Origin of the sequence: Devosia soli (genome assembly GCF_000970455.1) — a bacterium.
Classification (GTDB): Bacteria; Pseudomonadota; Alphaproteobacteria; order Rhizobiales; family Devosiaceae; genus Devosia; species Devosia soli.
The window spans coordinates 247,658-270,786 of record NZ_LAJG01000021.1 but is presented as its reverse complement, the minus strand read 5'-3'; the positions used below and the strand labels follow the sequence as shown (position 1 = coordinate 270,786).

Annotated in this window: 23 protein-coding genes; 12 read left to right on the top strand and 11 right to left on the bottom strand. The window is 60.5% G+C overall.

The genetic code is table 11. From position 1 onward, the window contains the following. Positions 1 to 35: 35 nt before the first annotated feature. The 4 genes from acnA to VW35_RS10365 all read left to right on the top strand — a co-directional run bounded on the left by acnA (position 36) and on the right by VW35_RS10365 (position 4,711). A complete protein-coding gene (gene acnA, locus VW35_RS10380; protein WP_046142953.1) occupies positions 36 to 2,720 on the top strand; it encodes an aconitate hydratase AcnA in 2,685 nt (894 codons plus the stop codon). Between the two features lie 128 nt (positions 2,721 to 2,848). After that, positions 2,849 to 3,586, top strand: coding sequence for a DUF1223 domain-containing protein (locus tag VW35_RS10375; RefSeq protein ID WP_046142952.1), 738 nt, complete (start codon positions 2,849 to 2,851; stop codon positions 3,584 to 3,586). Between the two features lie 264 nt (positions 3,587 to 3,850). Then, positions 3,851 to 4,237 (top strand): DUF2794 domain-containing protein, encoded by a 387-nt coding sequence (locus tag VW35_RS10370; RefSeq protein WP_083982643.1) that lies wholly within the window; start codon positions 3,851 to 3,853, stop codon positions 4,235 to 4,237. A gap of 114 nt (positions 4,238 to 4,351) precedes the next feature. Continuing rightward, positions 4,352 to 4,711 (top strand): GNAT family N-acetyltransferase, encoded by a 360-nt coding sequence (locus tag VW35_RS10365; RefSeq protein ID WP_083982641.1) that lies wholly within the window; start codon positions 4,352 to 4,354, stop codon positions 4,709 to 4,711. A 165-nt stretch (positions 4,712 to 4,876) separates the two neighbouring features. On the opposite strand, the gene VW35_RS10360 is transcribed toward VW35_RS10365, so the two are convergent. Together VW35_RS10360 and VW35_RS10355 are read right to left on the bottom strand one after the other, a co-directional pair. Next, entirely contained in the window at positions 4,877 to 5,374 is a 498-nt protein-coding gene (locus VW35_RS10360; RefSeq protein ID WP_046142951.1) for a GNAT family N-acetyltransferase, read from the bottom strand. Between the two features lie 97 nt (positions 5,375 to 5,471). Next, positions 5,472 to 6,242, bottom strand: coding sequence for a Bax inhibitor-1/YccA family protein (locus tag VW35_RS10355; RefSeq protein WP_046142950.1), 771 nt, complete (start codon positions 6,240 to 6,242; stop codon positions 5,472 to 5,474). 202 nt (positions 6,243 to 6,444) lie between these two features. Here VW35_RS10355 and thpR point away from each other — a divergent pair, with 202 nt between their 5' ends. From thpR to VW35_RS10330, 5 genes are all read left to right on the top strand, one after another. After that, positions 6,445 to 6,984: an RNA 2',3'-cyclic phosphodiesterase gene (gene thpR, locus VW35_RS10350; RefSeq protein ID WP_046142949.1), complete on the top strand. Its 540-nt coding sequence runs from the start codon at positions 6,445 to 6,447 to the stop codon at positions 6,982 to 6,984. Between the two features lie 212 nt (positions 6,985 to 7,196). Then, positions 7,197 to 7,718, top strand: a complete 522-nt coding sequence (locus VW35_RS20585; protein WP_052951641.1) for an invasion associated locus B family protein — start codon at positions 7,197 to 7,199, stop codon at positions 7,716 to 7,718. An 85-nt stretch (positions 7,719 to 7,803) separates the two neighbouring features. Further along, a complete protein-coding gene (locus VW35_RS10340) occupies positions 7,804 to 8,304 on the top strand; it encodes an invasion associated locus B family protein (RefSeq protein ID WP_046142948.1) in 501 nt (166 codons plus the stop codon). 134 nt (positions 8,305 to 8,438) lie between these two features. After that, the gene (rlmN, locus tag VW35_RS10335; RefSeq protein WP_152662550.1) at positions 8,439 to 9,647 is read left to right on the top strand and encodes a dual-specificity RNA methyltransferase RlmN; all 1,209 of its coding nucleotides are present in this window, start codon (positions 8,439 to 8,441) and stop codon (positions 9,645 to 9,647) included. Beyond that, positions 9,647 to 10,024 carry an HNH endonuclease family protein gene (locus VW35_RS10330; protein WP_152662549.1) on the top strand — a complete coding sequence of 126 codons (378 nt, stop codon included), beginning with the start codon at positions 9,647 to 9,649 and terminating at the stop codon, positions 10,022 to 10,024. Before rlmN ends, VW35_RS10330 begins: the two co-directional genes overlap by 1 nt. A 1-nt stretch (position 10,025) precedes the next feature. Here VW35_RS10330 and VW35_RS21000 read toward each other — a convergent pair whose 3' ends face one another. The 4 genes from VW35_RS21000 to VW35_RS10310 form a co-directional block, all read right to left on the bottom strand. Then, the gene (locus VW35_RS21000) at positions 10,026 to 10,184 is read right to left on the bottom strand and encodes a YqaE/Pmp3 family membrane protein (RefSeq protein WP_046142947.1); all 159 of its coding nucleotides are present in this window, start codon (positions 10,182 to 10,184) and stop codon (positions 10,026 to 10,028) included. A gap of 70 nt (positions 10,185 to 10,254) precedes the next feature. Then, positions 10,255 to 11,103: a 23S rRNA (adenine(2030)-N(6))-methyltransferase RlmJ gene (locus tag VW35_RS10320; RefSeq protein WP_046142946.1), complete on the bottom strand. Its 849-nt coding sequence runs from the start codon at positions 11,101 to 11,103 to the stop codon at positions 10,255 to 10,257. Continuing rightward, positions 11,100 to 11,750 carry a LysE family translocator gene (locus tag VW35_RS10315; RefSeq protein ID WP_046142945.1) on the bottom strand — a complete coding sequence of 217 codons (651 nt, stop codon included), beginning with the start codon at positions 11,748 to 11,750 and terminating at the stop codon, positions 11,100 to 11,102. The genes VW35_RS10320 and VW35_RS10315 overlap by 4 nt, the downstream gene beginning before the upstream one ends. A 57-nt stretch (positions 11,751 to 11,807) precedes the next feature. Then, the gene (locus VW35_RS10310) at positions 11,808 to 12,272 is read right to left on the bottom strand and encodes an Lrp/AsnC family transcriptional regulator (protein ID WP_046142944.1); all 465 of its coding nucleotides are present in this window, start codon (positions 12,270 to 12,272) and stop codon (positions 11,808 to 11,810) included. Between the two features lie 125 nt (positions 12,273 to 12,397). On the opposite strand from VW35_RS10310, the gene VW35_RS10305 reads away from it, so the two are divergent. The 3 genes from VW35_RS10305 to VW35_RS10295 all read left to right on the top strand — a co-directional run bounded on the left by VW35_RS10305 (position 12,398) and on the right by VW35_RS10295 (position 16,449). Next, positions 12,398 to 13,621, top strand: a complete 1,224-nt coding sequence (locus VW35_RS10305) for an argininosuccinate synthase (protein WP_046142943.1) — start codon at positions 12,398 to 12,400, stop codon at positions 13,619 to 13,621. Further along, positions 13,621 to 14,262, top strand: coding sequence for a phosphotransferase-like protein (locus VW35_RS10300; protein WP_046142942.1), 642 nt, complete (start codon positions 13,621 to 13,623; stop codon positions 14,260 to 14,262). The genes VW35_RS10305 and VW35_RS10300 overlap by 1 nt, the downstream gene beginning before the upstream one ends. 72 nt (positions 14,263 to 14,334) lie before the next feature. Next, the gene (locus VW35_RS10295; protein WP_052951640.1) at positions 14,335 to 16,449 is read left to right on the top strand and encodes an EAL domain-containing protein; all 2,115 of its coding nucleotides are present in this window, start codon (positions 14,335 to 14,337) and stop codon (positions 16,447 to 16,449) included. 683 nt (positions 16,450 to 17,132) lie between these two features. Here the strand turns inward: VW35_RS10295 and VW35_RS10290 are convergent. The 5 genes from VW35_RS10290 to typA form a co-directional block, all read right to left on the bottom strand. Further along, entirely contained in the window at positions 17,133 to 19,274 is a 2,142-nt protein-coding gene (locus VW35_RS10290; protein WP_046142941.1) for a sodium-translocating pyrophosphatase, read from the bottom strand. 121 nt (positions 19,275 to 19,395) lie between these two features. Further along, positions 19,396 to 19,896, bottom strand: coding sequence for a GNAT family N-acetyltransferase (locus VW35_RS10285; RefSeq protein WP_046142940.1), 501 nt, complete (start codon positions 19,894 to 19,896; stop codon positions 19,396 to 19,398). A gap of 6 nt (positions 19,897 to 19,902) precedes the next feature. Continuing rightward, on the bottom strand, positions 19,903 to 20,205 hold the full coding sequence (locus tag VW35_RS10280) for a YggT family protein (RefSeq protein ID WP_046142939.1): 303 nt from the start codon (positions 20,203 to 20,205) through the stop codon (positions 19,903 to 19,905). A 287-nt stretch (positions 20,206 to 20,492) separates the two neighbouring features. Next, positions 20,493 to 21,101 carry a DedA family protein gene (locus VW35_RS10275; protein ID WP_046142938.1) on the bottom strand — a complete coding sequence of 203 codons (609 nt, stop codon included), beginning with the start codon at positions 21,099 to 21,101 and terminating at the stop codon, positions 20,493 to 20,495. 109 nt (positions 21,102 to 21,210) lie between these two features. Further along, the gene (gene typA / locus VW35_RS10270; RefSeq protein WP_046143067.1) at positions 21,211 to 23,025 is read right to left on the bottom strand and encodes a translational GTPase TypA; all 1,815 of its coding nucleotides are present in this window, start codon (positions 23,023 to 23,025) and stop codon (positions 21,211 to 21,213) included. Positions 23,026 to 23,129 lie beyond the last annotated feature (104 nt).

Below are 23,129 nucleotides of genomic sequence, written 5' to 3'. Positions count from 1 at the left end.
CGGACGGCACGTTCCAGCAGCAAAGGGCGGAGCAAGTGGCCTCACTAGACAGCTTCAAATCCAAGTCGACCCTGACGGTCGGTGGTAAGACCTACACTTATTATTCCATCGCTGAAGCAGAAAAGAACGGTCTCAAGGGCGTTTCCAAGCTTCCGGGCTCGATGAAGGTGGTCCTCGAAAACCTGCTCCGCTTTGAAGACAACCGGACGGTGAAGAAGGAAGATATCCTCGCCATCGCCGAATGGCTCGTCAGCCGCACGTCCGAATACGAAATCCAGTATCGCCCGGCCCGCGTCCTAATGCAGGACTTTACAGGCGTTCCCGCCGTCGTCGATCTCGCCGCCATGCGCGACGCGACCGCCAAGCTCGGCGCCAATCCGCAGAAGATCAATCCGCTCGTGCCAGTCGATCTCGTCATCGACCACTCCGTCATGGTCGACAATTTTGGCACTCCGCTCGCCTTCGAGCAGAATGTCGAGCTCGAATATGAGCGAAATGGCGAGCGCTATGAGTTCCTGCGCTGGGGCCAGTCGGCCTTCGACAATTTCCGCGTGGTCCCGCCCGGTACAGGTATCTGCCACCAGGTGAACCTCGAATATCTGGCCCAGACCGTCTGGACCAAGGACGAAGACGGCGAAACCGTCGCTTATCCCGACACGCTCGTCGGCACCGACTCGCACACGACCATGGTCAACGGCATGGCCGTTCTCGGTTGGGGCGTCGGCGGTATCGAAGCTGAAGCCGCCATGCTCGGCCAGCCGATCACCATGCTGATCCCCGAAGTCGTCGGCTTCAAGCTGACCGGCAAGATCAATGAAGGCATCACCGCGACCGACCTCGTGCTGACGGTCACCGAAATGCTGCGCAAGAAGGGCGTCGTCGGCAAGTTCGTCGAGTTCTATGGTCCTGGCCTTGATTATCTCAGCCTCGAAGACCAGGCGACCATCGCCAATATGGCGCCCGAATATGGCGCGACCTGCGGCTATTTCCCGGTCGATGCCGATACGCTGAAATTCCTCTCGACCACCGGTCGCGATGCCGATCGTGTCGCGCTCGTCGAAGCCTATTCCAAGGCCCAGGGCATGTTCCGCACGACGGACACGCCGGACCCGGTCTTCACCTCGACCCTCGAACTCGACCTCTCGACGGTCGTTCCCTCCCTTTCCGGCCCGAAGCGTCCACAGGATCGCGTCGCGCTCAAGGATGTCACCCCGTCTTTCGCCAAGGCGCTGCCGGATCTCGCTGCCGGCCGTGGCGATGTCGCTCCGGGCGCAAAATTCCCGGTCAAGGGCGAAGATTTCGAAGTCGGCGACGGCTCGGTCGTCATCGCCGCCATCACCTCGTGCACCAACACGTCGAACCCCTCGGTTCTCGTCGCTGCCGGTCTCGTTGCTCGCAAGGCGCGCGCCCTCGGCCTCAATTCCAAGCCATGGGTCAAGACTTCGCTGGCGCCCGGCTCGCAGGTCGTCACCGATTACCTGACCGCTGCCGGCCTCCAGGCCGATCTCGACGCCATCGGCTTCAACCTCGTCGGTTATGGCTGCACCACCTGCATCGGTAATTCCGGTCCCCTGCCGCAGCCGATTTCCGACACGATCAACGAGAACAAGCTCGTTGCCGCGTCGGTCCTCTCGGGCAACCGCAACTTTGAGGGCCGCGTGAACCCCGACGTGCGCGCCAACTACCTCGCGTCCCCGCCGCTGGTCGTTGCCTATGCGCTCCTCGGCACGCTCAATGTCGATATTACGACCGAACCGCTCGGCACCGGCTCGAACGGCCAGCCGGTCTATCTCAAGGATATCTGGCCCTCGAACCACGAGATCGCCGAGATCGTCCGCCAGCACGTTAATGCCGACATGTTCCGCAAGCGCTATTCGGACGTCTTCAAGGGCGACGAGCATTGGCAGGGCATCGCTGTCGAAGGCAGCGAAACCTATGGCTGGAACGGCTCCTCGACCTATGTGCAGAACCCGCCATACTTCGAAGACCTGACCATGGAACCGAAGCCCGTCACCGACGTGGTCTCGGCCCGCGTGCTGGCGCTCTTCCTTGACTCGATCACCACCGACCACATTTCCCCGGCCGGTTCGTTCAAGTCGGGCACTCCGGCAGGAAAGTACCTCATGGAGCGCCAGGTTGCGCCCAAGGATTTCAACTCCTACGGTGCCCGTCGCGGCAACCACGAAGTCATGATGCGCGGCACCTTTGCCAATATCCGCATCAAGAACATGATGCTCGATGGCGTGGAAGGTGGTTACACCCTCGGGCCGGATGGCTCGCAGATGCCGATCTACGACGCAGCCATGGCCTATCAGGCGCAGAACACGCCGCTGGTGATCTTCGCGGGCAAGGAATACGGCACCGGCTCCTCGCGTGACTGGGCTGCCAAGGGTACCAACCTTCTTGGCGTCAAGGCGGTCATCGCCCAGAGCTTTGAACGTATCCACCGCTCGAACCTTGTCGGCATGGGCGTCATCCCGCTGCAGTTCAAGGACGGCGAAAGCTGGCAGACCCTCGGCCTTGATGGCACCGAAACCATCGATATCGCCGGCGTCGAAACCATCGAGCCGCGCGCCATGGTCATGGTCAAGATCACCCGCGCCGATGGCTCGGTGCTTAATGTCGAGACGCGCTGCCGGATCGATACGGCCAACGAACTCGACTACTTCAAGAATGGCGGCATCCTGCACTATGTGCTGCGCAGCCTGGTCGCAGCGTAAAATCCTACCGCGACACAGCTTTCAGATGGTGGCCTCCGGGCCGCCATTTTCGTTTGAAGCGAGAATCTCGTCGGTCTCACCCGGTTTTGACTAGGCAGGCCGCTTAGCCTCAGCCTACAACCTTGCCCATGATCGCTCGACCACTCTCAGGCCTTCTCCTGGCCCTAGCAGCCCATGTCGTCTTTTCCGGCTCCGCTATGGCGGAGACGCTGCACATTGCCCCCAAGGCCGTGGTTGAACTCTTTACAAGCCAGGGCTGCTCGTCATGCCCCCCCGCTGACGCTCTCCTCACCAGCCTTGCCGAACAAAACGACGTCGTCGCGCTCGCCTACCATGTTGATTATTGGGACTATGTCGGCTGGAAAGACACGTTTGCACAGGAAGCCTATTCCGACCGGCAGCGCGCCTATGCCAAGAGCTGGGGATCTTCGCGCATCTATACGCCGCAAATGGTCGTCAATGGCGCCAAGGCCGTGGTCGGGTCGCGCCGCAACGAAGTGCAGGCCGCACTCGATCGCGCCGCCCTGCCGCTGACCATGGATATCAGCCTTCACAACGACATGCTCAAGATTTCCGTCCCGGCCAATCCCGATCTGTCGGACGCCGTGATTTCGCTCGTCACCTATGTCAACCGGGCCGACGTGCAGATCGAAAGCGGGGAAAATGCCGGCAAGTCGATGGTCTATACCCAGGTCGTCACGGGCCGGCAGATCCTGGGCATGTGGGAAAGCGCCAACGGCGCCGAGGTCAAGCTGCCGATCACTGAAATGCTTGGTGACGGCAATACCGGCTTTGCCGTGCTTGTCCAGCAGGAGCGTAATGGCCTGCCGGGCGCTATCCTTGCCGCTGCCGCCTACGAACCCTGATCAAAAAAAAGGCGCCCGCTCCGAGGGCTTGGAGCAGGCGCGACTGACTTGGAGGTCAGATAGGAGACTGGCAACCGGACGTCGTGGTTTGGGGGCTCGGTCAGTCCGGTTGCCAATCGCTGGAGGCAATGGTGAAAAGATGCCGGGCCAATGGGGCACCTTGAGGGAAGAAACGTGGCCGAAATGGGATTTTTTGAACCCCTTGCCATGGCTGCGGATTGTGCCAACATGACTGTGAGATGACACAACTCCCCCGGAGGTCCCGTGCAGGGTCGTCAGCCTGATCAATCCGCGGCAAATCTCGCCCTCGTCCACGTGGGTGAACCAGCAAGCCAGCCATCCCGCCCCGTCCAGCCGATCGTTGCCTTCGACCGGCGCGAGCTGATGCAGATCCTTTCGGTCTATGGCCGCAAGGTCGGCGCCGGCGAATGGCGCGATTACGCCATGGATTTCCTTAAAGACCGGGCTCTGTTTTCCATCTATGCGCGTGTTTCCGAGCGCCCACTCTTTGTGGTCGAGAAAAACCCGAAGCTGCGCGCCAAGCAGGGTCAGTACATGGTAACTAACCAGCAGGGCCGCATCCTGAAGCGCGGCCACGACCTGGCGCAGGTTTTGCGCGTGCTCGATCCCGATCTCGCCGTGGTGGGGTGAACCTCCGCATTCGCCTCGCTATTCAGGCTGATGTGCCAATGATGAGTCGCGTCCTTATCGCTTCGATCACCGAACTCTGCGGGGTCGATCACCGGAACGAGCAAGGGGGTATAGGTGCCTGGACAGCCAACAAATCCAAGGCAGGCGTCGCCAAGCTTCTGGCAAATCCAGACCTATGTGTTTTCGTCGCAACTTGACGATGAGATCGCCGCCGTCGGCGCCATCGACACCAGCGGTAAGATCGGTCTCAATTACGTCGCCCCCCAAGCGCGCTTCCGCGGCGTCAGCAAGGCGCTGGTTCATCGGCTTGAGCCGGAACTTCTGCTCCTTGGACTTGAAGAAGACTATCTCGAAGCCACCGAAACCGCGAGACACTTCTATCGGAGCGCAGGCTGGCTTGAGAATGGCCCCCAAGCTACCGGCCGCACCGTCAGCGGCTATCCGATGCGGAAACTGCTGACCAAGTCAGGCTAGCCGCCTTGAGCGGCACTGAGACAAGCACCCTTTAATTCTGAATCCGCCGTCATCGCCCGGCTTGTCCGGGCAATCCATCTTGTCGCCATGTGGACCACCCGGACGAGCCGGGTGGTGAGGGGCTGCCGCGGGACTTGGTCCAATTCAAAAGGGCTTTGCATCTCCCTAAAGCGCCTTCTGCAGATGCACGATGTCGTGCCAGCGGTCGAATTTGAGACCGACGGACCTATAATAGCCCACGCGTTCGAAGCCGAATTTTTCGTGGATGGCAATGGAATTGGCGGTGTCGGCGGTGATCACCGCCAGCATCTGCTTGAATCCATGCGCTTTAGACTGAGCGAGAAGCTCGGTAAGCAGGGCTTTTCCCAGCCCCTTTCCGGTCTCTGCGGGATCGAGATAGATCGAATCCTCGCAGGTGAACCGATAGGCCGCCCGCGGTCGATAAAAGCTCGCATAGGCATAGCCCAGAACCTGTCCCGCCCGCTCGGCGATGATCACCGGATGACCGAGCTTCAAAAGACCCGCATATTTTTCGGCGATCGCCTCTTCGCCCGGGGCCTCGGTGTCAAAGGTGATTGCGGTATGATCGACATAGTGCCGGTAGATCGTGGTGATGGCCGGAACGTCGGACCAGCGGAAAGGGCGCAGAGAAAAATCGGACATGGTGGCACGCAAAGAAAAGGACCGCAGCCTTTGTAAGCTGCGGTCCGATTTTTCGTCCAACCATTTTCCTTGATCGCCCGATCAAGGAACCTGCTGATTACTCGCGGTTGCCGAAGAGGCGGAGGAGCATCATGAACAGGTTGATGAAGTCGAGGTAGAGCGAGAGGGCACCCATGACGGCGTTCTTGGTCAGAACGTCGGCACCATAGGATTCCGAATAGCTTTCCTTGATCTTCTGGGTGTCATAGGCCGTCAGACCGGTAAAGATCAGCACGCCGACGATCGAGATGATGAATTCGAGCATCCCGTTGTAGAAGAAGATGTTCACGATCGAGGCGATGACGAGGCCGATCAGACCCATCATCAGGAAGTTGCCCATGCCGGTCAGGTCGCGCTTGGTGGTGTAACCGTAAAGGCTCATCGCGCCGAAAGTCGCGGCGGTGATGAAGAACACCTTCGCGATCGAAGCGTCGGTATAGACCATGAAGATCGACGACAGCGACAGGCCCATCACGGCCGCGAAGGCCCAGAAGACGCCCTGAGCGGCTGCGGTCGAAAGCTTGTTGATCCCGAAGCTCAGAACGAGCACAAAAGCAAGAGGAGCAAGCATGATAACCCAGGCAAGCGGGCTACCATAAAGCAGCGCACCCCACTGGGTGACATAGGCGCCGTTTTCGAGCTGCCCGACGGCATTGGCCGGATCATTGGTAACAGCAGCAGCCGCGGCGAACCAGGCTACTAGGCCAGTGATCACAAGGCCGAGGCCCATGTAATTGTAAACGCGCAGCATGTAGCTGCGAAGGCCCTCGTCGATGGCCAAGGCCGAGCCGGCCCGCGCACCGAGGGTCTGACGGTCATATTCAGCCATTCTCATTTCCCTTTCCCTTGGAAAAATGCGGTCCTTAACACCGCCGGGGGCAATTGGCTTTTGCCACTTGCCGGTAAATATGGAGTCGGCCCCCATGATTTACAAGGCAAAAGGCCCGGCTGCGACATCTGGACTAGCCGATCCGCTTCGATGTGCTAGGCTTGGCGTCAAGTTTCCGCCGCTCCTGCCTGGGAGGACTGCCATGCCCCGGCTCTTTACCGGCCTCGAAATCCCGTCGGACATTGGTTTTTTGCTGTCCATGAAACGTGGCGGCCTCAATGGAGCGCGCTGGATCGAGCCGGAAAACTACCACATCACCCTGCGCTTCATCGGCGATGTCGATAATGCCACGGCAAATGATGTTGCGGATAATCTCGATTATTTGAGCGAGAGCCTGCGCTTTCCGATCCGGTTGACGCACCTCGGCACTTTCGGTGGCGACAAGCCTCGCGCCCTTTATGCCGGGGTCGAGCCGAGCGAAGCGCTCAGTCGCCTGCAGTCGGCCCATGAACGGATGCTGCAGCGCGCCGGCCTTCCGGCCGAGGGCCGAAAATTCGTGCCGCACGTGACACTTGCAAGGCTTAGAGGCACGACGGCGATGGACGTGGCCCGCTTCATTGCCGAAGCCGGACGTTTCGAGCCAATGAGCTTTTCGGTTTCGCGATTCGTGCTCTTTTCAAGCCGGGATTTGGTCGGCGGCGGGCCCTATGTCGTCGAACAAAGCTATCCCCTTGCCGCTTGAGCACGTCACATAAGTGTTAGCGCAGTTTTAACCCTCTCGCGTCAAAGCGAAGACCAGTGCCGCAGCAATGCCAAATTGCCGCCGCCTTTGCCGAGCATTTGACGCAAAGGCTGCGCAAGACGAACCCGTTTTGACAGCTTGGTAACCATGTTTGCGGCATGCTGGGCGGATGCATCCCCCGCGGACTGGCAGCTAAAAGAGGAAGATTGGCAATGACGACAAAGACCGGTGGCCTCCTGTTTGGGCTCGCGGTATCAGCTCTCGTGACTTTTGCGACGGCCGCCCAGGCGCAGCAAGCCACGGAACTGGGTACGTTCAATTCCTGGACCGCCTGGCAAGCAACCGATGCCAGCGGGCAGATTTGCTATATTTCGGCGACGCCGACCAAATCCGAACCGGCTGGCGCCAATCGCGATCCGATCCACTTCATGATTATCCATCGCAAAGGCCTGGGCACCAAGAACGAGGTGCAAACGCTGATCGGCTATCCGTTCAATCCGACCAATGCCAATGCCAGCGCTGCGGTCGACGGAAAATCCTATCCGATGGTCACCGAAGGTTCGGCCGCATGGCTCGCCTCGACCGGCGATGAATCCGGTTTCGTCGCTGCCTTCAAGGCGGGAAGCCAGATGGTTGTGCGCGGTACGTCGCAGCGCGGAACCAACACCGTGGATACCTATTCGCTTTCTGGCGCCACGGCCGCGATGAACGCGATCGACACCGCCTGTAAGTGATTTGGGCTTTGCCCGATCTTCATGTTTGGACCATAAAGGGCGCGGGCTCCTGCCCCGTGCCCGATCAACGTTGCGAGCCTTCCCCATGACCCTTGGCAACACTTCCGCTATCGCCGTCGCCCTCGTGCTAGCCACGGCAATTCCGGCATCTGCCCAGTCCGCGCGGGTGCTGGGCGATTTCCGGGATTGGTCGAGCTATGCTGCCGATGATGGTTCGGGCACGATCTGTTTTGCCATGACCAAGCCCAAGACCAGCGAGCCGGCGACGGGCGGCGAGGCCTACCTCTATATTTCCAACCGGCCGGGGGAAAATGTCGCCAACGAATTCAACGTCGTTGCCGGCTACACCTTCCAGACCGGTTCGGTGGCGACCGTCACCGTCGGCGGCCAGAATTTTCCGCTCTTTACCCAGGGTGATGCCGCCTGGCTCGACGACGCCGGTCAATCCGCTGCGCTGGCAGCCGCCATCCGCGCGGGCTCGGCTCTCACTGTCATTGGCACCAATGCCTCGGGCGCGCAGGTCATCCAGAACTATTCGCTGTCCGGTGCGACGGCCGCCCAGCAGGCCATCGGCGCCGAGTGCTGAGCCTTCGGTTCTAGCTGATCAGCTTTACCCGCATTCACCGCAACTCCGCCTCCCGCGGCCGTGACTTTGTGTTTTGCGTCCCCATATGCTATTGGCCGCGGTGTTTTCCCGCATCCCTGAGCTTTCGAGCCGCCATGAGCATCGCGCTGAACCTTGACCATTCGACTGCCATCCGCCCCCAGGCGGCGGCGCGGCCGTCGCTTATCGGCCTTTCGAAGGCTCAGCTTGCTGACGCGCTGATCGGCAACGAAGTCGTGGGAGAAAAGGAAGGCCGCATGCGCGCCAGCCAGCTCTGGAACTGGCTTTATGTCAACGGCGTCACCGACTTCGACCGCATGACAAATGTGGCCAAGCCCGTCCGCCAGAAGCTGGCCGACACTTTCATTCTCGACCGTCCGGAAATCGTTTCCGAGCAAGTCTCGATCGATGGCACGCGAAAGTGGCTATTCCGGTTCCGCGACCCGCAGAACCCCAATTTTCCGGCCGTCGAGGTCGAGACCGTCTATATCCCCGAATCCGACCGCGGGACACTTTGCGTTTCGTCCCAAGTGGGTTGTACGCTGACCTGTTCCTTCTGCCACACCGGCACGCAAAAGCTCGTCCGCAACCTGACCGCAGGCGAAATCCTGGGGCAGATCCTTATGGCGCGCGAACGACTTGGCGATTTTCCCGGCGGTTCGCGCCCCGATGACGGCGGCCTCGTGCCGGGTGGGGAATCGCGCGCCATCACCAATATCGTGATGATGGGCATGGGAGAGCCTCTCTATAATTTCGACAACGTCAAGCAGGCCCTGCTCATCGCTTCGGCCGGCGACGGCATGTCGATCAGCAAGCGCCGCATCACGCTCTCGACCTCGGGCGTCGTGCCCTATATCGAGCGCACCGGCAGCGAAATCGACGTCATGCTCGCCATCTCGCTCCACGCCGTCCGCGACGATCTGCGCGACGTTCTGGTACCGATAAACAAGAAGTGGCCGCTCAAGGAATTGCTCGAGGCCTGCCGCAATTACCCCGGCCTCTCCAATGCCCGCCGAATCACTTTCGAATATGTGATGCTCGACGGCATTAACGATTCCGACGCCGAAGCGCGCGAGCTGGTGCGCCTGCTCGCAGGCATTCCGGCCAAGATCAACCTGATCCCATTCAACCCCTGGCCGGGCTCGAACTATGGTACCTCGCCTTCGAGCCGGATCGAAAAATTCGCCGATATCGTCAACCGCGCCGGCTATGCCTCGCCCGTTCGCACGCCGCGCGGCCGGGATATCTTTGCTGCCTGCGGCCAGTTGAAAAGCGAAAGCGAACGTCTTTCCAAGAAGGATCGTGACGCTCTAGCAGGGGTCTGATGAAGCCATCGGCGCGGCGCATCGAGGAAGCGATAGCGGCAGTCGAAGCCGCGGCCGCCAGGCGCGCCCCACCTGTTTGTCCGCTCTGCGATCGACCCATACCGCCCGATGCCAAATCGAGCCGCCACCACCTAACGCCGCGCCTCAAGGGTGGCACTCATAAGGGAACGGTGCGACTCCACCAGATCTGCCACAGCGCCATTCACGCGCGCTTTTCCGAAACCGAACTAGCCAAGCGCCTAGCCGATGTTGAAAGCCTCAAGGCCGATCCGGAGATAGCTGCCTTTGTCGATTGGGTGCGCACCAAGCGCCCTGGCTTTCACGCGCCGACCCGCATGACCAAGGAGCGCCGCGCCAGCCGCAAGCCGCGCGACTGAGCTACTTGCGCAGGATCACCCAGACAGCATGGATCAACCCGGGAAAATATCCGAGCAAAGTAAGCAGGATATTGAGCCAGAACTGTAGGCCGAGGCCAACCTGCAGGAACACACCGACGGGCGGGATGATGACCGACAGGATGATGCGGATGACGTCCATTGGTGCGGCTCCAATCGAAGATGGCGATAAACGCCGCGTCTCAGCCATCGTTCCTGCGGCAGTTTGACCGCTATTCACCGGCGACCCAATCGATCGACCATTGGCTTCTAGTGCCATCGCTCAGCACTTCGGCCAATATGGGCAGCAGCGTGCGCATTTCTTCTTCGAGCACGAAGGGCGGATTGACGACGATCATGCCCGTGCCATGCAGCCGCGGCGGAAGCGAAGGCGCACGGATTTTCAGCTCGAGCCGCAGGATCTTGCGTATGCCGGTTTCTTCAAGCATGTCGATGAAGTCGGCCACGTCTTCTGGATCCTTGATGGGATACCAAAGCGCATAGAGCCCACCCGGCCAGCGTTTGTGCGCTTTGATAAGGCTTTGTACCATGCGCTCGAATTCGTTGCGCTCTTCAAAGGGCGGATCGATGAGCACCAGCCCGCGCTTTTCCTTGGGGGGCAAATGCGTTCCCAATGCTTGCCAGCCATCGATGTGCGTGACGCGCACCTGGAAATCGCCGGCAAAATTTTCTCGCAACGCTTCGACGTCGGTCGGGTGGAGCTCGAGCGCCATCAACCGATCCTGAGAGCGCAGCATATTCCGCGTAATGAGCGGCGAGCCGGGATAAAGCCGCAGCCCGCCGTCAGGGTTCTGCGCTTGCACCGCATCGAGATAGGGCGCGAGGAGGTCTCTTGCTGCTGCGGAAAGATTCCGATCGAAGAGGCGTCCGATGCCGTCGACCCACTCCCCCGTTTTTCCTGCGGCCTCGCCCTTCAAATCATAAAGGCCGACGCCGGCATGGGTATCGATGACGCGGAACGGGGCATCCTTGCGCATCAAATAGGTGAGGATGCGCACGAGGATTGTGTGCTTGACCACATCGGCAAAATTACCGGCGTGAAAGACGTGACGGTAGTTCATCCGTGACGCGCCTGAGCTGTGAGGATCGTCGCTGCGAAGGCTGTAAAGATCGCCGCAAAACTCCAGTTCAAAGCCCGCTCCACCCATTTGCTGCGCTTGAATGCTGCCGCCAGCCAATCGGCCGCCAATACCGTTACAAGGCCGAGGGGAATGGACAGCAGCACGAACTCGAAGCCGAGGAAAAACAGTTTCTGCGTCGCGTTGGGATCATGCGCTTCGACGAACTGCGGCAGAAAGGTTACGAAGAACAGCACGACCTTTGGATTGAGAAGGTTGATGCCGATACCGGTCGCAAAGCTCTGCCGCACGGTCGGCGGCTTCTTCGCCGCCTCGGCAATCCGCAAACCGCCGCCATGAACGATGGCGCCATAGGCAAGCCAGAGCAGATAAAGCGCGCCGATGATCTTGAGAGCCAGAAACAGCGGTGGCGCGGCAATAATCAGAACAGAAACACCGAACGCGACAAGCGTTGTGTGCACCAGAATGCCGGCCATCGCGCCAAACATGGCTGCAACCCCATGAACACGACCATAATTGATGGCGCGGCTCAGCTGGAGCGCCATGTCCGGCCCCGGCGTAATCGCCAGGATGATGGTTGCCAACGCGAAAGCGAGAATGACGGCAGGATCGGGGATGAAGGCGGGCATGGCGTATCTCGAAAGCTCTGCCGACACTTGCACTAAACCAATCGGGCCAACAACCCACTAAACCGGCAGCTCGAAACTGCGCTTGATCGTTTCCATCGGCACGTCCGTCTTGACGCTTTGCACGCTTGGGATGCGCATCAGATGGTCCGACTGAAAGCGCCAGTAGGCATGAAGGTCGGTGGTCACGATACGCATGATGGCGTCGCACTCCCCAGTCGTCAGATAGCATTCGGCAACTTCGGGATATTTCCGGACCGTTTCGGCGAACTGGTTGGTTGTTTCCGCGTCCTGGGTCTTGAACCAGATGCGAGCAAAGACCGTGAGGCCAAGCCCGAGTTTCGAGCCATCGAGCACGGCGACATATTGATCGATGACGCCCGTGTCCTCGAGGAGCTTCACCCGTCGCAAGCAGGGCGAAGGCGAAAGGCCGACCTCGTTCGCCAATTCGACATTGGACATGCGCCCATTGCGCTGCAATGCTTTCAATATGCGACGGTCGACGGCATCCAGCGCTTCTGGCATTTTGTATGTTTTCTGGCCTCTAAATTGGCATGATATGCCAAACACTGCCAAAATCACGCGATGATCGCAAGACTATTGCGCGATAGCTGGACTATCCTGTCACCATCAAATCTTGGGACGACACCATGGCGAACGAAATCAAGAAAGTCGTGCTGGCCTATTCGGGCGGCCTCGACACCTCCATCATCCTCAAATGGCTGCAGGAAACCTATAACTGCGAAGTGGTGACCTTCACCGCCGATCTGGGCCAAGGCGAAGAGCTCGAGCCGGCGCGGAAGAAGGCCGAGATGTTCGGTATCAAGGATATTCGCATCGAAGACCTGCGCGAAGAATTCGTGCGCGATTTCGTCTTCCCCATGTTCCGCGCCAATACCGTCTATGAAGGCCAGTATCTGCTCGGGACATCGATTGCCCGTCCGCTGATCGCCAAGCGACTGGTGGAAATCGCGCAGGAAACCGGCGCCGATGCCATCTCCCACGGCGCCACCGGCAAGGGCAATGACCAGGTGCGGTTCGAACTGACCGCCAATGCCCTCGACCCATCGATCAAGGTCATCGCGCCATGGCGTGAATGGGACCTACGCAGCCGCACGGCGCTTCTTGAATATGCCGAGCGCAACCAGATCCCTATCGCCAAGGACAAGCGCGGTGAGGCGCCGTTCTCGGTCGACGCGAACCTTCTGCACACCTCCTCCGAGGGCATGGTGCTCGAGGATCCCGCCGTGCCCGCCCCCGACTACGTCGCCCAGCGCACGGTCGACCCGGAAAAGGCGCCAAACGAAGCCGAGATCATCACCATCGGCTACGAAAAGGGCGACCCGGTTTCGATCAATGGCGAAAAGCTTTCTCCGGCGGCGCTCCTGACCAAGCTCAACGAGCTCGGCGGCAAGCATGGCGTCGGCCGTCTCGATCTCGTCGAGAACCGCTTCGTCGGCATGAAATCGCGCGGGCTCTATGAAACCCCCGGCGGTACGATCCTCCTCGTTGCCCACCGCGGGATCGAGTCGATCACGCTCGATCGCGGCGAGGCTCACCTCAAGGATGAGCTGATGCCCAAATATGCCGAGCTGATCTATAACGGCTTCTGGTTCTCGCCCGAACGCGAAATGCTGCAGGCGCTGATCGACAAGAGCCAGGAATATGTGTCCGGCGAAGTGACCGTGAAGCTCTACAAGGGCTCCGCTTCGGTGATCGCGCGCGCCTCGGCCAATTCGCTCTATTCGATGGACCTCGTAACCTTCGAAGAAGGCGCCGTGGCCTATGATCATAAGGACGCGGCCGGCTTCATCCGCCTCAATGGCCTCCGCCTCAAGACCTGGGCTGCCCGCAACAAGAAGGCCCGCAGCTGATGCCGACCAATGACGCGCCGCGCCTGGGGCGCGTCATCATCCTTAACGGCGCGCCGCGCTCGGGCAAATCCTCGCTCGTCCGCGCTATCCAGGACACCGTGCCCGGCACCTGGCTCAACCTCGGCGTCGACGGGCAGATGGCCAGCTTGCCGCCCCAGCTGATGCCGGGCATCGGCCTGCGCCCGGGCGGGGAACGGCCCGATCTCGAAGCCGATGTGTTGCGGCTCTATCAGCTCCTTTTCCGAACCATTCGCCTGACCGCCACGGCCGGTTTCGACATTGTAGCCGACCTGGGCATGCACGAGGATTACGCGACCCCGCTCAATATCCTCGACCAGTGCGCCAGGGCCTTGGCTCCGCTCGGCACCTTGCTGATTGGTATCGATTGCACAATCGAAGAAATCATGCGCCGGCGGAATGCCGATACCAAGGGCGGATATTACGCTGCCGGCGATGTTCCCCCGCCGCCGGTGCTGCGCTGGCAGTCAGCCGTGCATGCGGAAAAAAGCTATGATATTCAACTGGATATGAGCAAATTGACGCCTCGGGAAGGAGCTGGGCGCATTGCTTTGCTTCTTGCCTCGCCACCGCAAAAAACCGTTCTACAACAGCACTTAAGCGCTCTCGATCCGGCTTTCTGATTTAAGTTGACGTTAAGGAGCATCCACTTAGCTTCACAGAAGCGTCATTTTGGTTTGGGCTAGAGGGGACCAATGCGGGAGACCGACGCAGGCACGCCGAATGACGTCGCCGATGCGCTGCTGCTCGACGCTGCGCTGGAGAACATCCCCTATGGCTTTTGCGTATGGTCGCCGCAATTCCGGCTGGTCATGTGGAACAAGCATTATCGCGAATTCTACGGCTTTGCCGAAAGCGACATCCGCAAGGGTATGACGCTCGAAGAGATCGTCCATCTCTCCCACCGCCTCGGCAATCACCCGGCGCACACGCCCGAAGAATTCTATGAAGCCTATTCGAGCGAGCTCCTCAACAATCGCAGCGGCGCCCGCATCAAGAGCCAGGAGCGCATCAAGGGCGGCCGCATCGTCGAGACCGCCCGGGTTTATTCGGAAAAGATCGGCTGGGTCGTCACCCATGAAGACGTCACCGACGAAATCCAGCTGGCCGAAACAGTCCAGAAACGCAAACTCGAACTCGAGCGACAGAATATCCGGCTCGACGCGGCCGTGAATAACATTTCCATCGGCCTTTGCATGATGGACGCCAGGGGGCGCCTCGTCATCTGCAACGAGCCCTATGCCCGCATCTACAACCTGCCCACCGAACTTCTCCGCCCCGGCACCCAGCTCGAGGATATCCTGGGGCATCTCTTCGACGTTGGCATGAGCGCCGGCGGCACACGGAACGACTATATCGCCTGGCGGCGCGAGGTGATCGCCAAGAGCGAATACGGCAAGAATATCCACGAGCTCAATGGTCGCATCATCATGATGCAGCATCACCCCATGGAAGATGGCGGCTGGGTATCGACCCACGAGGACATTACCGAGCAGCGCCAGAACGAGGCGCGCATCCATCATCTGGCGCGGCACGACGCGCTGACCGACCTGCCCAACCGCATCGAATTTCTGGAGCAGATGGCCCGCACCGAGGCCGGCATGCAGCGCGGCGAGATGGCAGCGGTACTCTATATCGACCTCGACCATTTTAAGGCCGTCAACGATACGCTCGGCCATGCCGTGGGCGACGAAGTGATCAAGCAGGCCGCCGTGCGCCTGTGGGGCACGACGCGCGAAAGCGATCTGCTGGCGCGGCTTGGCGGCGACGAATTCGCGCTGCTGCTGCAGCCCATCGACAGCGCCGATGCGGCCGCGCGCGTCGCCGATCGCATCATCAAGGCCATGTGCGCGCCCATGAACATCAAGGGCCAGCAGATCGAGATCGGCGCCAGTGTCGGCATCGCCGTCGGTCCCGGCGATGGCATGACCACCGATACGCTCGTCAAGAACGCCGACCTCGCGCTCTACAGGGCCAAAAACGAAGGCCGCTCGACCTACCATTTCTTCGAGACCGGCATGGATGCCGAGCTCCAGCATCGCCGCTCGATCGAGGCCGGGCTGCGGCTTGCGCTCAGCCGCAACGAATTCCGGCTGATGTACCAGCCCCTGCTGGGCCTCAAGGAAAATCGCATCACCTGTGTGGAAGCCCTGCTGCGCTGGGACTTTGAAGGCGCAACGATTTCGCCGGCCGAATTCGTGCCCATCGCCGAGGAAACCGGGCTTATTTCGGCGATCGGCCAATGGGTGCTCAACGAAGCCTGCCTTGCCGCTGCTGGCTGGCCCAATGGCGTCCGCATTGCCGTCAATCTCTCGCCCGTCCAGTTCCGTCAGCGCGATCTCGTGACCCAGGTGCGCCGGGCGCTGACCAATGCGCGGCTCGACCCGACCCGGCTCGAACTTGAAATCACCGAAAGCCTGCTGCTTGCCGATAGCGAAGCAACGCTCCAGGCGCTCCACGACCTGCGCGCCATGGGCGTCAGGATTTCGATGGACGATTTCGGCACCGGCTATTCGTCGCTCTCGTATCTTCGCTCCTTCCCCTTCGATAAGATCAAGATCGACCGCTCCTTCATTCGCGACCTCACAACCCGCGAAGACAGCCAGGCGATCATTCGCGCCGTTATCGGGCTCGGGCACTCGCTGGGCATGTCGACCACCGTCGAGGGCGTCGAAACCGAAGAACAGCTGACGCTGGTGCGCGCCCAGGGCGTTTCCGAAGTCCAGGGCTATCTCTTCTCGCCGCCCATTTCCGCTACCGCACTGTCGAACATGCTTCTTGCCGATTCCCCCATCGCCAAAGCCTCCTAACTTTTCCAGCCGCCGTTTCTGCCCGCTCTTGCAGCACCCCTGCCCTGCCCGCGTCGCCGCGGCAGGGTTTGTCTATTGGAACGGGCCCCGAGGCGCTTTCGCCTCTGAGTATTTAGAATGTGAGACGAAACCGCCTCGGGGCGCTGAGTTTTTGGACAGGACTCACAGCGCCACTTTGATCGCTCGTCGCGTGGCGGCCAATCCCAGAACCCACGCGAGAACGGCCCCGCGCGATCAGCCTCCCCGCAGCCGTCCGTCTCGACTCCGTCCCGTGCGGGGAGTTTTTTGAGTTTAGGATGGAGTGGAGGGGGCGGGGATAAGTTTTGCAAATACCCACAAAGTCAAGCAGCTGCGCAAATAGGACCATTCAGCGCCATAGCGGAACGCTAGAAGTTGTCCCCGCCTAATGTCGCCGCTCTTATCTTCTCAAAAAGAGGACGTATAATTTGAAAGGCCGCGAAAGTGTCCGGGCCTTTTCATGGTCAAATGTCTATTGGCGTATTGCCACCGTCGCTTGTCACTCTGGACTTGATCCGGGTCCGCTCTCGTATCTCAAGATAGGTCCCGGCTTTCGCCGGGATGACAGCCGATGAGTAGGGGAGTGATATTAATTTAGTCGGCCATTGCGAAAGGCCCGGGATTGCTCCCGGGCCTTTAAAAAATTCAGTCCAGACTATGTCTGGTCAGCCCATGTGCGCCAGCACCGCCAAAAGCAACAAGGCAACGATATTGGTGATCTTGATCATTGGATTGACGGCCGGGCCGGCCGTGTCCTTGTAGGGGTCGCCGACGGTGTCGCCGGTAACCGAGGCCTTGTGGGCGTCTGAGCCTTTAAAATGTTTAACGCCGTGGCTGTCGGTAAAACCGTCCTCAAAGCTCTTCTTGGCATTGTCCCAGGCGCCGCCGCCGGCGGTCATGGAGATGGCGACGAAGAGGCCTGTCACGATGACACCCATCAGCATGGCGCCGAGGGCGGAGAAGCCGGCGGCGGGGCCGGCGATCCAGTTGATGAGAACGAAGACGAGGATGGGCGAGAGCACCGGCAGGAGCGAGGGGACGATCATTTCCCTTATCGCGGCCTTGGTGAGCATATCGACGGCCCGGCCATAATCGGGCTTGTCGGTGCCGGCCATGATGCCCGGCTTTTCCCGGAACTGGCGGCGCACTTCCACGACGACCGATTGGGCGGCGCGACCCACTGCCGTCATCGACATGCCGCCGAAAAGGAAGGGCAAGAGACCTCCGAAAAGGAGGCCGACGACGACATAGGGGTCGGCGAGCGAGAAGGTGAGAGTACCGACACCGGCAAAGATGGCCGGCGCATCGGGCAGGGACGAGAAGTAAATGAGGTCCTGCGTATAGGCGGCAAAGAGCACGAGAGCGCCGAGGCCAGCCGAGCCGATGGCATAGCCCTTGGTGACGGCCTTGGTGGTGTTGCCGACCGCATCGAGCGCGTCGGTATTGTGGCGCACTTCCTTGTCGAGACCAGCCATTTCGGCAATGCCGCCGGCATTGTCCGTGACGGGACCGAAGGCATCGAGCGCGACGATGATGCCGGCCAGGGCCAGCATGGTGGCGACGGCCACTGCAATGCCGAAGAGACCGGCCAGCGAGAAGGTGACGATGATGCCGGCGATGATGACGAGGGCTGGCAGGGCCGTCGATTCCAGCGACACGGCAAGGCCCTGGATGACATTGGTGCCATGGCCGGTGACCGAAGCTTCGGCAATGGAATTGACCGGGCGGCGATTGGTGCCGGTATAATATTCGGTGATGACGATGATGAGCCCGGTGATGACGAGACCGGTCACGCCGCACCAGAAAAGGCTCCAGGGGGTAAAGGTTTTGGCCGCGGTTTCGATTGTCAGGTTCATGTCGCCAAAGAGCAGCCAAAGCACCGGCAGGAGCACGACAAGCGACAGGACGCCTGTGGCGATAACGCCCTTATAGAGCGCGCCCATGATGTTGTTGTCGGCACCGAGTTTGACGAAATAAGTGCCGATGATCGAGGTGATGACGCAGGCGCCGGCGATGGCGAGCGGCAGCACCATGCCGGTGAGTTTGAGCGCCTCGGGCAGGATGATTGCCGCCAGAACCATGGTCGCGACGATGGTCACCACATAGGTTTCAAAAAGGTCGGCGGCCATGCCGGCGCAATCGCCGACATTGTCGCCCACATTGTCGGCGATTGTTGCGGGGTTGCGCGGATCGTCTTCCGGAATGCCGGCTTCGACCTTGCCCACCATGTCGCCGCCGACGTCTGCGCCCTTGGTGAAGATGCCGCCGCCGAGACGGGCGAAGATCGAAATCAGCGAGGCGCCGAAGGAAAGCGCAACGAGGGAATCGATGACGACGCGGCTCGTCGGCGCATTGCCCATGCCGGTCAGGATCATGAAATAGAGTGTCACCCCAAGGAGGCCGAGGCCAGCGACGAGAAGGCCTGTGACCGCGCCGGACTTGAAGGCGAGGTCGAGCCCCCGGCCGAGCGAGGAAATGGCGGCCTGGGCGACGCGCACATTGGCGCGGACCGAGACGTTCATGCCGATAAAGCCGGCCGCGCCCGAAAGCACGGCGCCGATGAGAAAGCCGATGGCGGCGTGGACGCCAAGCAGCAGCCAGGCGGCAATCAGGATAACCACGCCGACAATGGCGATGGTGGTATATTGGCGTTTGAGATAGGCCGAAGCGCCTTCGCGCACGGCGGCGGAGATTTCCTGCATGCGGGCCGAGCCGGCGTCAGCCTTCATCAGGCTTTGCGTCGTGACCACGCCATAAACGACAGACAAACCGCCGCAGGCGACGATCAGCCAAAGTGCCAGATCCATGAAACACGTTCCTCGAATGATAAGATTCGAGGCCCGCCGCGGCTTGGCCAGCTCTTTTGGGGATTTGCCTGCCCCGTTCGTCCGGTCCGCAACCGCCCTCCGGCGGACCTCCTCCCAAAAATCAGCTTAGCGGGATTGGGCCGTTAAGCAATTGGAAAGTGTGACGGTTTGTCGCGGGGCGATAAGGGGCGGGATAGAGGTTCGACCGGACGATGGCCATGAGCCGCTCAGGATTGGGCGGGGTGCCGAAGCCATATTGGCTGTAAAGACTGTGCGCATCGGCCGTGACCAGCATGAAGCGGCGCAGGCCCTGCAGGTCCGGATGGGCAAAGATCGTCTGCAAAAAGCCCTTGCCGAGACCCTTTCCCTGCATGCCGGGATCGACGAAGACATCGGCAAGCCAGGCGAAGGTCGCCTTGTCGGTGATGACGCGGGCAAAACCGACCTGAGCGCCGGTTTCGGCATAAAGGCCGAAGGCGATGCTGTTCTCAATCGATCGAACGACGACATCGCGCGGGATACCCTGAGCCCAGTAGCTCAGGGTGCTGAGATAGTGGTGCACGTAGTCGATGTCGATCTTTTGAGGATCGGTCGACACCGCAAAGCCAGAAGGCAGCGTCATCGGTCGTCAGACCCCGGCACGGACCACGGCGGGATAGATATAGTAGCCGATAATCGACTGGATGAAGAAGATCAGGAGGAAGGCAACGAGCGGGGACAGGTCGAGGCCCGAGAAATTGGGCAGCAAGCGGCGGATGGGCCGCAGCACCGGCTCAGTCAGCTGATTGAGCACGCGCCAGACCGCTTCGACGAACTGGTTGCGGGTGTTGATGACGTTGAAGGAGATCAGCCAGCTCATGATGATCATGATGAGCAGGACCCACCAATAGAGCTGGAGCAGAATCAGGATGATATCGAGAACGGCGCGCATGGGCGTCTCCGCGAGAAAAGGTCCGATTTATCTAGTGGGTTAGCCCCCAACTCACAAGGGCGCACCGAAAAGTCGGAGCCCCGCACCGGGCAAGCGATGCAGGGCCCAAATGACTGACTATCCGGTAAGCATTACGAGGTTCCGGATGCCCTCTTCATTGCACGAAGCGTGCCAAACTCACGGGCCCGTGAAACCGGGGGCAAAGATTACGAAGGGGTTTAGATCGGGCCTTTTGCCCCGCCGCGCCTCGCAAAATGCGAAGCGCTCTTGCAGAATGCGAGGCAGGATCAGCCGATGTCCTTGATCGGCTTCCAGGTGACGAAGCGCCAGATGTAGATGACGACGGCGAGGATGACGACGCCAGTCGAGACCGGATCGACCCAGGCTTCGACGGCGTGGTAGCCCTCGTGGAGGAGGAGGCCGGCAACTGTCAAAATGCCGGTCCAGAGGAGACTGCCGAGCGCGGAAATCAGCAGAAAGCGGCCGAACGGCATTTTCGCTAAGCCCGCCGGCACGGAAATCAGCGTGCGGATGGCCGGGATCAGGCGGCCGGCGAAGACGGCCAGCGGGCCATGCTTTTCAAACCAGTGATGCGCCTTGTCGATATCGTCTTCGCTCAGCGTCGCGAAACGCCCGAACTTGTTGCACAGCCAGGTGAAGCGTTCGATGCCCATGAGGCGGGCAACGCCATACCAGGCCGTGGTGCCGATGACCGAGCCGAGCGTGCCGGCGACCAGCACGCCAAAAATGGAAAGATCGCCATTGGCCGCGACATAGCCGGCAAAGGGCATGATCAATTCGGAGGGGATGGGCGGAAAGATGTTTTCCGCCACCATGAGGAGGAAGATGCCCAGATAGCCCCAATCGGTGATAAAGCCGATGATGAAGTCACTCATGGAATTTTCCCTCGCTCAGTCGTCACCACCGGGCCTGTCCCGGTGGTCCATGCCATCCCAAGATGGATTGCCCGGACAAGCCGGGCAATGACGGTGGTTGTTTGACGGATCAGGCCGACTTGGCGGCGCGGCTCATGCGCTTGCGATCGTTAGGATCGAGCCAGATCTTCCGAAGGCGGATCGATTTGGGCGTCACTTCGACATATTCGTCTTCGGCGATATAGCCGAGACTCTGTTCAAGGGTCAGCTTCTTCGGGGTCGTCAGGCGGACCGCTTCGTCCTTGGAGGTCGTGCGGATATTGGTGAGCTGCTTGCCCTTGAGCGCGTTGACCTCGAGGTCGTTCTCGCGGGAATGCTCGCCGATGATCATGCCTTCATAGATGTCGACGCCGGCGTCGATCATGATGGCGCCACGGTCCTCAAGGTTCCAGAGCGCGAAGGCGACGGACTGGCCGGTGCCATTCGAGATCAGGACGCCCGTGCGGCGGCCCGGCAGTTCGCCCTTGAACGGCACGAAGGAGTGGAAGAGGCGGTTGAAGATCGCCGTGCCGCGCGTGTCCGAGAGCAGTTCGGGCTGATAGCCGATCAGCGAGCGGGTTGGAACCAGGAGCTGAATGCGGGTACGGCCGACGCCGGACGGACGCATATCGGTCAATTCGCCCTTGCGCTCAGTCAGCTTCTGGACGACGGCGCCAGTAAATTCGTCATCGACGTCGATGATGACTTCTTCGACCGGCTCCATGCGCTGGCCGTTTTCTTCCTTGAACAGAACTTTTGGACGACCGATGGTCAGCTCAAAGCCTTCGCGGCGCATGTTTTCGATTAAGACGGCGAGCTGAAGTTCGCCACGGCCGGCAACGTCGTAGCTATCGTTGTCTTCGCCCGGGGTGACGCGGATCGCCACATTGCCTTCGGCTTCGCGCATCAGGCGTTCGCGGATGACGCGGGACTGAACCTTGTCGCCTTCGCGGCCGGCGAGCGGACCGTCATTGATGCGGAAGGTGACCGAAAGGGTCGGGGGATCGATCGGCTTGGCTGCGATCGGCTGGGTGACCGAAGTGGCGCAGAGCGTATCGGCCACGGTGGAGGTGACGAGACCGGCAATGGCGACGATATCGCCGGCTTCACCGATATCGACCGGGGTGCGTTCGAGGCCGCGGAAAGCGAGAACTTTCGAGACGCGGCCCTTTTCGACTTCCTTGCCTTCACGGTTGAGCGTGTGGATGGGGTCGTTGGCCTTGACGGTACCCGAGGTGATGCGGCCGGTCAGGATGCGGCCGAGGAACGGGTTGCGCTCGATGGTCGTGACCAGCATGCGGAACGCGCCTTCTTCGACGGCAGGCTCGGGCACATGTTCGATGACCTTATCGAGGAGGGGCCCAAGATTTTCCTTGGGGCCTTCCGGCTCTGCAGCCATCCAGCCCTGCTTGGCCGAACCATAAAGAACCGGGAAATCGAGCTGTTCTGGCGAAGCATCGAGCGCGATGAAGAGGTCAAAAATCTCTTCGAGCACTTCGAGGTGGCGCTCGTCGGACTTGTCGATCTTGTTGATGGCAACGATGGGCCTGAGGCCCTGGGCCAGCGCCTTGCCGAGCACGAACTTGGTCTGGGGCATCGGGCCTTCGGCCGCGTCGACGAGGATGACCACGCCATCGACCATGGAGAGGATGCGCTCGACTTCACCGCCAAAATCGGCGTGACCGGGCGTGTCGACGATATTGATGCGGGTGTCCTTCCAGAGGAGCGAGGTCACCTTGGCCAGAATGGTGATACCGCGTTCACGCTCGATATCGTTGCTGTCCATGGCGCGCTCTTCGACGCGTTCGTTTTCGCGGAATGAGCCGGACTGCTTGAGAAGAACGTCGATCAGGGTGGTTTTACCGTGGTCAACGTGGGCGATGATGGCAATATTGCGCAGGGACATGGGCACCGGGGCGTTGGGCATGGTCCAGCGGCAGCGAGGCGAACGGCCAAATCATGCGGGAAACAGGAAGCGCCAGTTGCATAAAGGGCAAACTGGCGCATTTC

Bases quoted from the DNA above. Each gene is read 5' to 3' on its own strand.
- VW35_RS20585 (WP_052951641.1), top strand. From the start codon at position 7,197: ATGACGACAAAGACCGGTGGCCTCCTGTTTGGGCTCGCGGTATCAGCT.
- VW35_RS10355 (WP_046142950.1), bottom strand. From the start codon at position 6,242: ATGGCTGAATATGACCGTCAGACCCTCGGTGCGCGGGCCGGCTCGGCC.
- VW35_RS10285 (WP_046142940.1), bottom strand. From the start codon at position 19,896: ATGACGCTGCCTTCTGGCTTTGCGGTGTCGACCGATCCTCAAAAGATC.
- VW35_RS10330 (WP_152662549.1), top strand. From the start codon at position 9,647: ATGAAGCCATCGGCGCGGCGCATCGAGGAAGCGATAGCGGCAGTCGAA.
- VW35_RS10360 (WP_046142951.1), bottom strand. From the start codon at position 5,374: ATGTCCGATTTTTCTCTGCGCCCTTTCCGCTGGTCCGACGTTCCGGCC.
- VW35_RS10310 (WP_046142944.1), bottom strand. From the start codon at position 12,272: ATGCCAGAAGCGCTGGATGCCGTCGACCGTCGCATATTGAAAGCATTG.
- VW35_RS10375 (WP_046142952.1), top strand. From the start codon at position 2,849: ATGATCGCTCGACCACTCTCAGGCCTTCTCCTGGCCCTAGCAGCCCAT.
- VW35_RS10280 (WP_046142939.1), bottom strand. From the start codon at position 20,205: ATGCGCGCCGTTCTCGATATCATCCTGATTCTGCTCCAGCTCTATTGG.
- VW35_RS10295 (WP_052951640.1), top strand. From the start codon at position 14,335: ATGCGGGAGACCGACGCAGGCACGCCGAATGACGTCGCCGATGCGCTG.
- VW35_RS10315 (WP_046142945.1), bottom strand. From the start codon at position 11,750: ATGCCCGCCTTCATCCCCGATCCTGCCGTCATTCTCGCTTTCGCGTTG.
- typA (WP_046143067.1), bottom strand. From the start codon at position 23,025: ATGTCCCTGCGCAATATTGCCATCATCGCCCACGTTGACCACGGTAAA.
- VW35_RS21000 (WP_046142947.1), bottom strand. From the start codon at position 10,184: ATGGACGTCATCCGCATCATCCTGTCGGTCATCATCCCGCCCGTCGGT.
- VW35_RS10320 (WP_046142946.1), bottom strand. From the start codon at position 11,103: ATGAACTACCGTCACGTCTTTCACGCCGGTAATTTTGCCGATGTGGTC.
- VW35_RS10300 (WP_046142942.1), top strand. From the start codon at position 13,621: ATGCCGACCAATGACGCGCCGCGCCTGGGGCGCGTCATCATCCTTAAC.
- VW35_RS10340 (WP_046142948.1), top strand. From the start codon at position 7,804: ATGACCCTTGGCAACACTTCCGCTATCGCCGTCGCCCTCGTGCTAGCC.
- rlmN (WP_152662550.1), top strand. From the start codon at position 8,439: ATGAGCATCGCGCTGAACCTTGACCATTCGACTGCCATCCGCCCCCAG.
- thpR (WP_046142949.1), top strand. From the start codon at position 6,445: ATGCCCCGGCTCTTTACCGGCCTCGAAATCCCGTCGGACATTGGTTTT.
- VW35_RS10305 (WP_046142943.1), top strand. From the start codon at position 12,398: ATGGCGAACGAAATCAAGAAAGTCGTGCTGGCCTATTCGGGCGGCCTC.
- VW35_RS10290 (WP_046142941.1), bottom strand. From the start codon at position 19,274: ATGGATCTGGCACTTTGGCTGATCGTCGCCTGCGGCGGTTTGTCTGTC.
- VW35_RS10275 (WP_046142938.1), bottom strand. From the start codon at position 21,101: ATGAGTGACTTCATCATCGGCTTTATCACCGATTGGGGCTATCTGGGC.